12 protein-coding genes are annotated in these 13,256 nt (G+C 67.4%); 3 read left to right on the top strand and 9 right to left on the bottom strand.

The window, feature by feature from the left end; genetic code table 11:
• The first annotated feature begins 3 nt into the window (after nt 1-3).
• Nucleotides 4-1,065: an LLM class flavin-dependent oxidoreductase gene (locus AC0KTM_RS10335; protein ID WP_472415514.1), complete on the top strand. Its 1,062-nt coding sequence runs from the start codon at nt 4-6 to the stop codon at nt 1,063-1,065.
• On the opposite strand, the gene AC0KTM_RS10330 is transcribed toward AC0KTM_RS10335, so the two are convergent.
• The 3 genes from AC0KTM_RS10330 to AC0KTM_RS10320 form a co-directional block, all read right to left on the bottom strand.
• Complete coding sequence (locus AC0KTM_RS10330) at nt 1,062-1,703, bottom strand: UbiX family flavin prenyltransferase (RefSeq protein WP_472415513.1); 642 nt, start codon at nt 1,701-1,703, stop codon at nt 1,062-1,064. The two genes, AC0KTM_RS10335 and AC0KTM_RS10330, sit on opposite strands and share 4 nt — an antisense overlap.
• Nucleotides 1,703-3,187 carry a UbiD family decarboxylase gene (locus AC0KTM_RS10325; protein ID WP_238955820.1) on the bottom strand — a complete coding sequence of 495 codons (1,485 nt, stop codon included), beginning with the start codon at nt 3,185-3,187 and terminating at the stop codon, nt 1,703-1,705. The genes AC0KTM_RS10330 and AC0KTM_RS10325 overlap by 1 nt, the downstream gene beginning before the upstream one ends.
• Before the next feature lie 127 nt (nt 3,188-3,314).
• Complete coding sequence (locus tag AC0KTM_RS10320) at nt 3,315-4,010, bottom strand: cutinase family protein (RefSeq protein ID WP_225329297.1); 696 nt, start codon at nt 4,008-4,010, stop codon at nt 3,315-3,317.
• Between the two features lie 119 nt (nt 4,011-4,129).
• Between AC0KTM_RS10320 and AC0KTM_RS10315 the strand changes: the two genes are divergently transcribed.
• Nucleotides 4,130-4,792: a class I SAM-dependent methyltransferase gene (locus AC0KTM_RS10315; protein WP_225329285.1), complete on the top strand. Its 663-nt coding sequence runs from the start codon at nt 4,130-4,132 to the stop codon at nt 4,790-4,792.
• A 13-nt stretch (nt 4,793-4,805) separates the two neighbouring features.
• Here the strand turns inward: AC0KTM_RS10315 and AC0KTM_RS10310 are convergent, their stop codons facing one another.
• From AC0KTM_RS10310 to AC0KTM_RS10300, 3 genes are read right to left on the bottom strand one after another with little or no spacing between them, the layout of a single operon-like run.
• Nucleotides 4,806-5,882 carry a prenyltransferase gene (locus AC0KTM_RS10310; RefSeq protein WP_238955819.1) on the bottom strand — a complete coding sequence of 359 codons (1,077 nt, stop codon included), beginning with the start codon at nt 5,880-5,882 and terminating at the stop codon, nt 4,806-4,808.
• On the bottom strand, nt 5,869-6,627 hold the full coding sequence (locus AC0KTM_RS10305; RefSeq protein ID WP_238955818.1) for a class I SAM-dependent methyltransferase: 759 nt from the start codon (nt 6,625-6,627) through the stop codon (nt 5,869-5,871). Before AC0KTM_RS10305 ends, AC0KTM_RS10310 begins: the two co-directional genes overlap by 14 nt.
• Nucleotides 6,621-7,871: a glycosyltransferase family 4 protein gene (locus tag AC0KTM_RS10300; protein ID WP_472415512.1), complete on the bottom strand. Its 1,251-nt coding sequence runs from the start codon at nt 7,869-7,871 to the stop codon at nt 6,621-6,623. Before AC0KTM_RS10300 ends, AC0KTM_RS10305 begins: the two co-directional genes overlap by 7 nt.
• 290 nt (nt 7,872-8,161) lie before the next feature.
• On the opposite strand from AC0KTM_RS10300, the gene AC0KTM_RS10295 reads away from it, so the two are divergent.
• The gene (locus tag AC0KTM_RS10295; RefSeq protein WP_472415511.1) at nt 8,162-8,965 is read left to right on the top strand and encodes a DUF1906 domain-containing protein; all 804 of its coding nucleotides are present in this window, start codon (nt 8,162-8,164) and stop codon (nt 8,963-8,965) included.
• A gap of 123 nt (nt 8,966-9,088) precedes the next feature.
• Here the strand turns inward: AC0KTM_RS10295 and katG are convergent, their stop codons facing one another.
• From katG to AC0KTM_RS10280, 3 genes are all read right to left on the bottom strand, one after another.
• Nucleotides 9,089-11,329, bottom strand: a complete 2,241-nt coding sequence (gene katG / locus AC0KTM_RS10290) for a catalase/peroxidase HPI (protein ID WP_472415510.1) — start codon at nt 11,327-11,329, stop codon at nt 9,089-9,091.
• A 50-nt stretch (nt 11,330-11,379) separates the two neighbouring features.
• Nucleotides 11,380-11,820: a Fur family transcriptional regulator gene (locus AC0KTM_RS10285; protein WP_225329290.1), complete on the bottom strand. Its 441-nt coding sequence runs from the start codon at nt 11,818-11,820 to the stop codon at nt 11,380-11,382.
• A 111-nt stretch (nt 11,821-11,931) separates the two neighbouring features.
• A complete protein-coding gene (locus AC0KTM_RS10280) occupies nt 11,932-13,158 on the bottom strand; it encodes a L,D-transpeptidase (RefSeq protein ID WP_225329291.1) in 1,227 nt (408 codons plus the stop codon).
• Nucleotides 13,159-13,256 lie beyond the last annotated feature (98 nt).

The raw sequence follows: 13,256 nt of genomic DNA, 5'->3' as shown, positions 1-13,256 counted from the left end.
CGAGTGTGCGACCGCTGGGGATTCGACGAGGCATGGGTCGGTGAGCATCACTCCGCCGCCTGGGAGAATATCGCCGATCCGGCGATGTTCCTGGCGGTTGCCGGGCAACGGACCCAACGGATCCGGCTTGGTTCCGGGATGGTCAGCCTGCCGTACCACCATCCGATGATGGTGGCCGACCGGTTCGTGCAACTCGACTACCTGACCCAGGGCCGCGCCATGCTGGGCGTCGGTCCGGGCACACTGGTCTCCGACGCGACGATGATGGGCATCGACCCGGTGACCCAGCGGCCGCGGATGAACGAGGCGCTCGGCGTGATCATTCGGCTGCTGGCCGGTAAGACCGTCACCCACCACAGCGACTGGTTCACGTTGGAGGAGGCTCGGCTGCAACTGCTTCCGGTGAACGGTTCGATGCCGATCGCCGTCGCGTCGAGCACCTCGCCGTCGGGTATGACGGCGGCGGGCACGCATGGGGTCGGCGTGCTGTCACTCGGCGCCGGCCTGAACGGCGGCAAGAAGGATCTGGCTGCGCACTGGGCGCTGGGGGAGAAGGCCGCCGCGGAGAGCGGCAAACAACTGCGGCGCGAGGAGTGGCGCTTGGTGATCCGCGCACATCTGGCGCCCACGCGGGAACAGGCCAAGGCCGAGGTGCGCGAAGGCCGCGAGGCGGAACGTGTCGGGTACTTCAAACGGGTGGCCGGGCTGAAGAACGACTACACGCTGGAGCAGGAGATCGAGGAGGACGCCGCCATCGTCGGCACGCCGGACGACATGATCGAGGCGTTGCACCGGTTGCGGAACGTCACCGGCGGGTTCGGCGGCTTCCTGGTGCTGGCCGGCGACTGGGCCGACCGTGAGACCACGCTGCGCAGCTACGAGTTGATGGGGCGCTACGTGATCCCAGAATTCCGTGGGCATTTGGACCCGCTTCGGGCCAGCTACGACACGGTGGTGGCCAAGAAGCGCGACTATGGCGCGCCCGCGATGGCCGCGATCAAGAAGGCCTACGAGGACGCCGGCCAGCAGATCCCAGAGGATCTGAACCCCACCAACCTGCGTTAAGCGTGGCCCGTCGGCACTTCCTGCGATTCCTGCGTTCCGCGTTGCGCGACGGCCCGGCGCAGGTCGTCGTCCCACCGGGGGAAGACGTCGGTGTGGATGCCGAATTGGTCGAGAGCGCGGCCGACGGAGTGGTCGACGATGTCCTCGATGCTGGTGGGCCGGAAATAGAAGGCCGGCACCGGCGGAAAGATGGTGCCGCCGGCTTCGCTGATGGTCGCCATGTTGCGCAGGTGGATCAGGTTGAGTGGCGCTTCGCGCACCATGAGCACCAAACCGCGACGTTCCTTGAGGACGACGTCCGCCGCCCGGGACAGCAGCGAGCTGGACACGCCGTTGGCTATCTCGCCCACGCTGCGCATCGATGCGGGCGCGATCAGCATGCCCCGCGTGAGGAAGGAACCTGACGCCATGGGGGCGCCGACGTCGGTGACGCTGTACACGTGGTCGGCGCGGGCCTCGATTTCCTCTCGGGTCAGGTCGGTTTCGTAGGCGCGGGTCAGGTGCCCGGCGCGGGTGACGATGAGGTGGGTCTCGATGCCGACGCTGCGCAGCACGTCGAGGGCCCGGACACCGTAGACGATTCCGGTGGCGCCGGTGATCCCGACGATGAGGCGGTCGGGCTGGGTCGGCTGGGTCATCACGGATACTCCAAGTCGAGATCGGGGGCATACGGGCGGGGGTCGACGTCGCGGAAGTGCGCGCGTTCGAACTGGGCTTGCATGTGAAACGGTGCGGTGGCGTCGAAAATTGTTTTGCAGCTGGTGCCTTTAGCCGGCAGCGTCGGGTCGTACTCCGGCTGCTGGGTCGGATCCAGAACGTGGCCGGCCACACCGGGAATGGTGATGATGTCGCGGTTACCCTGCATCCGGGTTTGCATCGCCCACAGCACGTCGTCGCTGTCGAAGATGTCGACGTCGGCATCCACCAGGATGACGTTCTTCAACTCCGAATAGACACCCAACGCCACGAGCGCGGCTTGGCGCGCGCGACCGTCATCAAAGGCCTTGGTCTTGTTGCACTTGAGGATGGCCAGGAACTTGCCGCCCCCGGCGCTATGGGAGTAGACGTCGGTCACGAAGCCGGGCATGGCGTCGTGCAGGGCGTGGAAAATGCTGGCCTCCGTGGGGATTCCGGCGAGACTGACGTGCTCTTCGCCGGGGCCGACCAGGGTCTGCAAAATCGGATCGGTGCGGGTGGTCACCGCGGTCACCTTGATCACCGGCAACGCGGGGTTGGCCGGCCCGTCGTAACCGGGGAACTCCGGCATGGCGTGCCCGGTGTGGGTGTTCTGGTCTTCGGCCTGCCGTTCCCCGGGAATGATGTGCCCCTCGATGACGACCTCGGCCGAGGCGATTGCCTTCTGTTCGACCGTGACGCCCCTGACAAGTTCGACCGGCCTGCCGCGCAGGCCGCCGGCGATGGCCAGCTCGTCGTAGCCGAGCGGGGTTGTCGGCGCTTCGAAGGTGGCGCCGATCGGGATCGCCGGGTCCAGGCCCATGTTGACCGTGATCTCGAATTTTCGTCCCTCGGCTTCGGCGCGTTGCCGGAAGGCGTCGATGTGGCGGCCGGGCGCGAAGAAGATCGTCATCTCGTCGCGGCCCTGCACGCACAACCGGTGAATGGTGACATCGGTGCCGAGTTCTGGGTCGCTGCCCAGCACCAAACCGAGGCAGAAGTAGGGGCCGGCATCCAGGTCGGTGTTGGTGGGCGCGGGCAGCAGAGTCCGCAGATCGAAGTCCGGGGCGTCGGCGCGATGCACGACCTCTTGACAGGGCGCCTGGTCGCCACTGAAATCCGTTGGTCCCAAGGCGTTTTCGTAGGCTTCGGCCATGCGTTGGGTGAGCCGGTTCGCCGGTGATTCGAGCAGGATGCCGACACGTTTGCGGCTGGCCATCAGTCCGACGAGCACCCGCCAGCCGGGGAAGCCGGTCACGTTGTTGAAAATCATGGCCGGTCCGATGCGTGTCGGTCGTTCGACGGTTCCACCGGCGCCGATGCGGCGGTAGACGCCGGCGAGTTCGCCGATAGGGTCGATCGGACGGTCGGTCTCGATCAGCTGCTTGGGATGGCGCGCTAGCCTGGCGAGCGCGGATCTGAGGTCGACGATCTGGTCATCCGGCAATGGCTAAATCCCTCCGCGCGCAGCTGGAGTTCCTAATACCCGTCTGTGCCGGGATCAACGCACGCACCAGCCGCCGGAAACAACACGGGCGTCTGGAGCCTGGGCTATCGGCGCCTAGCCGAATCGATCAGAGCTTGCCCGCGACGAAGTCGGCGGCCTCATTGGCCATGCCCGCGTCGATGTAGGCGCCGGCGAGATGCTGCGGCCAGTTCTGCTTCCACGTGTTGGGGTCGGCCGGGTTGCAGATCGGGTCGGCGCCGTGGCACAGCTCGATGGTCCGGTCGTTATAGGTCGGGTTGAAGTTGGTGATCGGACCCACCCATTGGCTTCCGTTACCGAACAACGCGACCGCGGCGATGTGCTGATCGACGCCCGGCGGCAGGGGGCTGTCGAAACCGAACGCGCCGATGGGCGCCGCGAGCACGACGTCGGTGACGGCCGCGCCCAGCGAGTAGCCGCCGAGCACCAGCCGCGTGTCGGGGCAACTGTTGACCACGTCCTGGATGTGGTGGCTCATGTCGTTGGCGCCCTGGGCGACCTCGGTGTCGGCGGGGTATCGCACGGCATAGGCGTCGACGGTCCGGTTCACCTTGGACCGCAGGGCACTGATGAACGCGTTGCCCAGCACGCCGGGTCCGGGCGACTCATTGCGGCCGCGGGCAAACACAACCTGCACCGGCGGGCAGGCGGCCGCCGCCGGTGGCGCCGCGAGTGGCGACGCGGGCGGAAGGGGTGCGGCAGCCAGCACAAGGGCGGCCGCGACCGTGACCGCGGCAAGGCCGACAGCACCGAATTTACGAATAGGCAAGGCGCGCACGCCCATGATGGTAAAGGGATCGCGCCGCGCCCGCTGGCCGGCCGGCACGACGACCTCGTGTGATCGCTCAGCGCGAACATCGACCACGGCGACGGCGGCGCCGATCCAGACGATAGGTTCACCTGATGGATCACGTCGACGCGGGCGCGCCCGAGCGCTTGTTCGCACTGGCCGAACAGGTACAAGGTTTCATGCCGGCCGACGAAGGGCGCGCGCTCTACGACGCCGCGCTGCGCTATCTCCGCGGCGGCACCGGCGTGGAGATCGGGACATACTGCGGCAAGTCCACGCTGTTGCTGGGCGCGGCGGCGCAGCAGACCGCCAGCGTGCTCTACACGATCGACCACCACCACGGCTCCGAGGAGCATCAGGCCGGCTGGGAATACCACGACGCCTCGCTGGTGGACGAGGTCACGGGCTTGTTCGACACCCTGCCGACGTTTCGTCGCACCCTCGACACCGCCCAGTTGGACGAACACGTCGTCACGATCGTCGGCAAGTCGCCCCTGGTGGCGCGGGCGTGGCGGGCCCCGTTGCAGTTCCTGTTCATCGACGGCGGCCACAGCGAGGACGCCTCGAACCGGGACTTCGACGGTTGGGCCAAGTGGGTCGATGCCGGTGGGGCGCTGGTCATCCACGACGTGTTCCCCGACCCCAAAGACGGTGGGCGTCCGCCGTATTACATCTACTGCCGCGCAATCGATTCCGGGAAGTTCCGGGAGGTATCGGCCACCGGATCGCTACGGGTGCTCGAACGGGTCGGCGGCCAGCCCGGGGAGCCGGTGTAGCGGAGGTCTGCGCTTACCGGCCCGGCCCGGTGACGACGCATTCGCAGTCGAAGTCGGTCTGCAGGCCCATCGGTAGCGCGTCGCCGCGGAAGATCCCCGCGCCGGCGGTCGCGCCCGACAGGGCGTCCGCCGCCAGGATCATCGCGGCGCCGGTCCAGGTGGTGCGCTCCTCGGGCCACCGTTTCCCGTCCGCGAAAACCAGGCCCGTCCAATAGGATCCGTCGTCCTCGCGAAGGTGCTGCATCGCGGCGAACTGGCGATGGGCGTCCTGGCGCTGGCCGAGGGCATCCAGCGCCATCACCAGCTCGCACGTCTCGGCGCCGGTGACCCAGGGGCGATCGCCGACGCATCGGATGCCCAGACCATCGACCACGAAGTCATCCCAGCGCTGCTTGATGCGCGCGGCCGCCGCCGGACCACGCAAGGCGCTGCCGAGGATCGGGTAGTACCAGTCCATCGAGTAGCGCTCTTTTTCGGTGAACGCCTCCGGGTGGTCGGTGATGGCGTGGCCCAGTCTGCCCACCGCCAATTCCCACTCCGGCTGGGGATCGTCAACGAAGGCGGCCAGCGCGAGCGCGCAGCGGATGCTGTGAAACACGCTGGAGCACCCGGTCAGCAGGGCCTCCGGCAACAGACCGGCTTCGCTTCGAGCCCAAGCGATCTCGCCGTTGCCGATCTGCATGTCGATGACGAAGTCAATCGCCTTGTGCACCACCGGCCACATCTCGGCCGCGAACGACGCGTCGCCGGTGACCACTACGTGGTGCCAGACACCCGCGGCAATGTAGGCGCAGAAGTTGCTGTCACTGTTGGCGTCTTCGATCACACCCGCCCGAAACTGGATGGGCCAGGAGCCATCCGACCGCTGGGTGCGGCGGCTCCAGTCGAAGGCCGCCCGCGCCGGCTCCAGCAGCCCGGCGGTGGTGAGCGCCATCGCGCACTCCACGTGATCCCACGGGTCGGTGTGGCCGCCGTCGAACCAGGGGATGGCTCCCGAGGATTCCTGTGCGGCGGCAATGGACAGCGCGGTCTGTCGGCATTGTTCGGGAGTGAGTACCCCCGCGACCGCGGGCAGGTTAGACCGATGCAACTGAATATCCCGCGGTCGCTTGGCTATCGGCCTGCTGTTGTTTGACGAAGTACATCGCCACGCTCTTGCCCACCAGCGGGTTGAGCAGCGACTCGGCCAGCTGGGTGACCTTGGGTCGCTGCATCAGATCCCAGACCAGAAGCTTGTGGTAGGCGGTCACCGCCCGGTGGTCGGTGTTGGAGACGCCCACAGCGCATTTGAGCCACCAGAAAGGGGAGTGCAGCGCGTGCGCGTGATGGGTATGCGTCAATTCCATTCCGCCATCGAGGATCTTGCCGCGCAATTCGTTGGCCCGGTAGATCCGCACGTGGCCGCCCTCGTTGGCGTGGTATTCGTCGGACAGCAACCAGCACACCCGCTCGGGCAGCCAGCGCGGCACGCTGACCGCCAGCGTGCCACCGACTTTGAGCACCCTGATCAGTTCGGCGATGGCGATGTCGTCGTGCGGTATGTGCTCCAGAATCTCCGAGGCGATGACGCAGTCGAATGTCTGGTCGGCGTAGGGCAACTTGAGCGCATCCCCGACGACCACCTTCGCCGAGGCGCCGGCGGGCGCCTCGCCGTTGTCGGCCATCGCGCGCAAAATGGTGTCCACCGACCGTAATTCGTCCTCATCGCGGTCAAAGGCGACAACGTCGGCACCACGCCGGTACGCTTCGAAGGCGTGCCGGCCCGCGCCGCAACCCACGTCGATGACCTTGCTCGACGGCCCGATCCCCAGCCGGTCGAAATCGACTGTCAGCATGTCGCTTCGCCTCGCGCGGCGCGTGCGATCGCCCGCTCGTAGACCCGAACGGTTTGGGCGGCGACGGCTTCCCAGCTGAACACGTCGACTGCGCGTGTCCGTCCCGCCTTGCCGAGGTGGCGGCGCTTTTCCGGAGAATCCAGGAGTTCACCGAGCGCGCGGGTCAGGGCCTCCACGTCGGCGGGTGGCACCAGCTCGGCGCAAGCGCCGTCCGTCCCAAGGACTTCCGGCAGCGCGCCCACCCGGCTGGCGACGATCGGGGTGCCGCTGGCCATGGCCTCCACGGCCGGCAGCGAGAAGCCTTCGTAGAGCGACGGGATGCAGGCCACCTCCGCGGACGCGAACAACGCCGCGAGCTCGGCGTCGGAGAGCCCGCTGGTGATGTGCACGATGTCGGAGATGCCGAGCTCGGCGATGAGCTTGTGGGTCGGGCCGTTGGGTTCGACCTTGGCGACGAGCCGCAGCTCGAGATCCCGGACGGTGCGCAGCCTGGCGACGGCCTGCAGCAGGGTGCGGACGCCTTTCAACGGGGTGTCGGCGCTGGCGATCGCGATGATGCGGCCCGGCTCCCGCGGGCCGGAGCCCGGTTTGAACAGCTCGGTGTTCACCCCGAGCGGCACCACGTGCAGCTGGTCCGGCGAGACACCGAAGTCGCTGATGATGTCGGCGGCCGACGACGACGAGACCGTCAACAGGTCGGGGATGTGGCGGGCGACCTCCTGCTGCATGTCCAAGAACCCATACCAGCGGCGCACCAACGGTTTTCGCCACCATCGCGCCGCCGCCAGATCCAGCACCCGATCGCGGGTGATCGGGTGGTGCACCGTGGCCACCACCGGCAGCCCCGCGCCCGCGATGCTGAGCAGCCCGGTGCCCAGGCTCTGGTTGTCGTGGACGACGTCGAAATCGGCTGCCCGCTCGGCCAATAACCGTGCGGCCCGCATCGTGAAGGTCCGCGGTTCGGGAAAGCCCGCGGTCCACGTGGTCAGCAATTCCAGAAGGTCGATGGAGTCGCGGATTTCGCTCGGCCGCGGCACCCGGAACGGGTCGGGTTCCCGATAGAGATCAAGGCTCGGAACCTCGGTGAGCCGGACGCGGGGGTCGAGCAGGTCGGGATAGGGCTGGCCGGAAAACACCTCGACGTCATGACCGAGTTCCACCAGGCCGTGGCTGAGATGGCGCACGTAGACGCCCTGTCCGCCGCAATGGGTCTTACTACGGTAGGACAGCAGGGCAATTCGCATACTCAACTCTTCTGTGCTGGAAAATGACCGCGGAAAGGCGCCGAATCCATCGCGGTCAACGGGCTCCCGAACTCCGTGACAGCAAACTGGACATGTGTCCAGACTATAGTTCGGTCACCTAAGTGAGCGCAACGAGCCCGAGATCCACCGCCCCGCGCGACGACGGCTTCCGGGATATCCGACACGCCAAGATCATGCCACTGGCCGACGCCGGCCGGCTTTCCGGCCGGTGGGTCGCGGCCGCTGACCGGCGACAATGCGCGGTCGGGGGGCTTTGTTACCATCGCGCGATGCGGGATTCGGCTGCACCGGCGGGACACACGCCGCGCTCTGTTTCCAGACGCGACGTCCTGAAGTACGCGCTCGCCCCGGCCCTGCTGAGCGTGGGCGCGGTCGGCGCGATTGCCGAGGGGCCGCACGCGGCGGCCGCCGGTCTGACGCTGATCGATTTCGCCGAGAAGAGGATCGCGCCGGAGGAGATCAAGGCCGCGGGATACGGCGGGGTGGTCAATTACGTGTCCGAGTCGCGCCCCGGCGCGAACTTCGAGGCGAAGCCCATCACCCGCCAGTACGCGGACTCGCTGCGCGCGGCGGGGCTGCAGATCGTCAGCAACTTCCAGTACGGCAAGCCGGGTTGGCCCGACCCGTCGGACTGCACCCGCGGGCACGACGGCGGCGTGGCCGACGCCCAGACGGCGATGCGGCTGCACGCCGCGGCCGGGGGACCGGATTCGGCGCCGATCTTCTTCAGCATCGACGACGATATCGACGACAACACCTGGAATAGCGTTGGTGTCGACTGGTTGCGGGGGATCAACTCCGTGCTGGGCGTCGCTCGCACCGGCATCTACGGGCATGCCAGGGCGTGCGGGTGGGCCATCCGCGACGGCGTCATCGGGAGTTCCAGCACGCCGGGCCACCGGTGGGCGTGGCAAACGCGTTCGTGGTCGCACGGGGAGCGCGAACCGGCGGCGGTGCTCTACCAGGCCGTCGTCAACAGCCCGTCGAACCCGGGCCCGCTGCTCGGCGGGATCAACGTGGACGTCGACGACGTCCTCGCGGCCGATTATGGGCAATGGGATCTGGCCCGCTGATCCGCGCGTCGACCGTGGGGCTCATGCACGAAAAGCGGCGGCCCGATTCAGTGCACAAGCCCCACACTCGAAACGGCACCCCGCGCGCCGATGGCCCGCGGGGTGCCGCTCGCTATCCGGCTTCTACTTGAGGTCGAACCGGTCGCTGTTCATGACCTTCACCCACGCCGCGACGAAGTCCTCCACGAACTTCCCGTGGGCGTCATCCTGGGCGTAGACCTCGACCAGTCCACGCAGCACCGAGTTGGAGCCGAAGACAAGATCATTCGCGGTCGCGGTCCACTTGAGCGCGCCGGAAGCCCGGTCGTGTCCCTCGTAGACGTTCTCCGCGGTCTCCGACGCCTTCCACTCGGTGCCCATGTCGAGCAGGTTGACGAAGAAGTCGTTGGTCAACGCGCCCGGCCTGTCGGTGAACACACCGTGCTTGCTGCCGCCGTGGTTGGCGCCGAGGGCACGCAGGCCCCCGACGAGCACCGTCATCTCCGGACCGGTCACGCCCAACAGGTACGCCCGCTCCAGCAGCAGCTGCTCCAGCGGAGCCTTCTCGCCCGGCCGGATGTAGTTGCGGAACCCGTCGGCCCGCGGTTCGAGCACCGCGAACGACTCCACGTCGGTGCTCTCCTGCGAGGCGTCGGTACGCCCCGGCGCGAAGTGCACCGAGATCTCGTAGCCGGCGTCCTTGGCGGCCTTCTCGACGGCCGCCGAGCCCGCCAGCACGATCAGGTCGGCCAGCGAGATCTTCTTGCCGCCGGATGCCGAGGCGTTGAAGTCCTGCTGGATCTTTTCCAGCACCGGCAGCACCTTGTCCAGCTCGGAGGGCTCGTTGGCCTCCCAGTTGCGCTGCGGCTGCAGGCGCAGCCGACCGCCGTTCGCTCCGCCGCGCTTGTCGGTGTTGCGATAACTCGCCGCCGCCGACCAGGCCGTTTTGACGAGCTGCGGAATGGACAGCCCGGAGTCGAGCACCTTTTTCTTCAGCGCCGCGACGTCGTTGTCGTCGACGAGTTCGTGGTCGACGGCGGGGACGGGGTCCTGCCAGAGCTGCGGCTCGGCGACCCACGGGCCCAGGTAGCGGGTGATCGGGCCCATGTCGCGGTGCAGCAGCTTGTACCACGCCTTGGCGAACGCGTCGGCGAGCTCCTCGGGGTGGTCCAACCAGCGCCGCGTGATGTCGGCGTAGATCGGGGACTCCCGCAACGAGATGTCGGTGACCAGCATCGTCGGGGCGCGGCCCGCACCGCCGAACGGGTCGGGGATCGTGCCAGCTCCCGCACCGTCCTTGGCGGTGAACTGCCACGCCCCGGCGGGGCTCTTGGTCAGCTCCCATTCGTAGCCGTACAGCGTCTCGAGGAAGCTGTTGTCCCACTTCGTCGGGGTGGGCGTCCAGACCACCTCGAGGCCGCTGGTGATCGCATCCTTGCCCGAACCGCTGCCATACGAGCTCTTCCACCCGAGCCCCTGCTGTTCGATCGGGGCGGCCTCCGGCTCGGGACCGACCAGGTCGGCGTCGCCGGCGCCGTGGGTCTTGCCGAAGCTGTGACCCCCGACGATGAGCGCGGCGGTCTCCTCGTCGTTCATCGCCATCCGGCCGAACGTCTCGCGGATGTCGATCGCCGCGGCGATCGGATCGGGCTTGCCCTCCGGGCCTTCGGGGTTGACGTAGATCAGGCCCATGGTCGTCGCGCCGTAGGGCTGCGCGAGATCGCGCTCACCCGAGTAGCGCTTGTCGGTGCCCAACCATTCCTCCTCTTCTCCCCAGAGGATCTCTTCGGGCTCCCAGACGTCTTCGCGACCGAAGCCGAAGCCGAAGGTCTTGAAGCCCATCGACTCCAGGGCCACGTTGCCGGCGAAGGTGATCAGGTCCGCCCAGGAGAGTTTGTTGCCGTACTTCTTCTTGATCGGCCAGAGCAGCCGTCGGGCCTTATCCAGGCTGGCGTTGTCCGGCCAGCTGTTCAGCGGGGCGAAACGCTGCATGCCCTGGCCGGCGCCGCCGCGGCCGTCGTGAATGCGGTAGGTGCCCGCGGCGTGCCAACTCATGCGGATGAACAGGCCGCCGTAGTGGCCGTAATCGGCGGGCCACCAGTCCTGCGACGTGGTCATCAGCGAGATCATGTCGGCCTTGAGCTCGTCGACGTCGAGCTTGGCGAACTCCGCGGCGTAGTCGAAGTCGTCCCCGAGCGGGTTGGACTGCGGCGAGTGCGGGTGCAGCCTGGAGACGTCGACCTGGTCGGGCCACCAGTCCTGGTTGGTCAGCGGGGCGTGGGCCTTCGGCTGCGGTGAAGGGATTGCTGGGTTTTCGCTCTCGCTCGTGCTAGCCGTCCCGCCGGCCGGTTGGGGTGGGCGGCTACCGGATGTATCAGATGACACAGCATTCCTTTCGAGGGTGGGTGAATCGGGCTGCGATCACGGGGCGTGATCTAGGAGCCTGCAGTCGAGCAATCGGCGCACAGGCCCCAGTAGATGACTTCGGCCTCGTCGAGAACGAAGCCATCAAGAACGTTGTCGTCGTCGGACGGTGTCAGGCACGGCGCCTCCCCGACGGCGCAGTCGATGTCGCCGATGATCCCGCAGGACCGGCACACGACGTGATGATGGTTGTCGCCGACCCGCGACTCGTAGCGCGCGACCATGCCCAACGGCTGGATGCGCCGGACCAGACCCACCGTGGTCAGCGCGTTCAGAACGTCGTAGACGGCCTGGCGCGACACATCGGGCAGGCCCACCCGGACCGCCGAGAAGATCGTCTCGGTGTCGGCGTGCGGGTTGGCGTCCACGACTTGCAGCACGGCAACCCTGGGACGGGTGACCCGCAGATCGGCCATCCGCAACCTGTCCGCGTAATCGGCCGTCGATGACACCGCACCAATATGACGCACTTATCTGGAACGAGTCAAGAGTTTCTTGTGAAGTGGAGCACAATTCCGGGTGACCAATGAGCTGCGCCACTTTGCAGCCACGGCGCGCCGGCGTCAGGTGGGCTTGAGCGCGCTGCCTTCGCGCCACTGGTCCCAGCTGAGCGTCCAATCGCCGTTTTGCTCCAGCGCCAGGGGCGGCCCGCCGCTGTTGCGGACCTCGACCACGTCGCCGGGCACCGAAAAGTCGTAGAACCATTTCGCGTTGTCGGCATTGAGGTTCAAGCACCCATGGGACGTGTCGCGATGTCCCTGGGCCCACACCGTCGCCTCGAGCTCATGCAGGTAGATGCCGTCCGTGCTGATCTTGGTGGCGTAGTTGATGGTTTCGCGGTACCCGAGCCGGGAGTTTTTGGGCAACCCGAACGTCGAGGAGTCCATGACCACGGGATTGCCCTTGTCGAGCACGGTGTAGACGCCCGGCGGGGTCCACAGCGAGATCTTGCGGCCGCCGACATCTTCGGTGCCGCCCATTCCCATGCTGGTGGGCATCGTGCGCACCAATGCTCCGTTGTTGAAGACGCTGACCTGTTTGGTGGCGTCGTCGGCGATGGAGACGTGCGCGTCACCGATCCGGAACGAGACCCGGCTGTCGGTTTGGCCGAATAGCCCGTCGCCCAAGGCGATTCCGTAGATTTGCGCCTCGGCCGTGATCTGCGTACCCGGGGCGTAGTAGTGCTCCGGTCGCCAGTGCGCGTTTTGGCCGTCGACCCAGAACCACGACCCCTGGACCTTCGGAGTGGTGGTCACGGCCAGGCGTCGCTCGGCGGCGGCCCGGTCGGCGATCTGCTCGTCGAAGTGCGCGACGATCACCGTTCCGACGCCGTAGGTGCCGCCGTCGCGCAGCGGGGCCTCCGCCGTGGTGGTGAACGACACCTTGGTCTGGTTGGACGGTCGCAAGGTAGTGAACGTCGAGACTTGTTTGGCCGCAACGCCATTGGTGCCACGGCTGGTGACCGTCAGCGTGTACGTGCGCCCGTATCCCAACGGGACGGTGGGCTTCCACACCAGGTTGTCCGGGGTCATGACGCCCTGGACCGAGGTGCCGGCCTCGTTGACCATGTCGACACCGGCCAGGGTGCCCACCTCGGCTTTGACCATGACGGGGGCGACGGGGTCGACATCGTGCGCGTCGGGGCCGGGGGTGAACGTCACTTGCGCCGGCCCGGGCGCCGTCGCGGCGGTTCCGGGGTGATGACCCCGCGCCGCGATCTGGATCGAGCCGACCACCCCGACGACTACGAACACGGCCAGCAGCAGCCGGCGGGACCAACGGATTGTCATGGTGTGCACCTGATAACCCCCGCAACGCTCTCGTAAACGTGGGGTGCCCTGCGCCCTTGGATGCGGGCCGTCGCCCGGGCCGTGAGAGATCATGGCTT

Source organism: Mycobacterium sp. NTMscope_Eco_3, assembly GCF_976985685.1.
The sequence above is the reverse complement of the archived record's forward strand: the minus strand, read 5'-3'. Positions and strand labels throughout refer to the sequence as shown.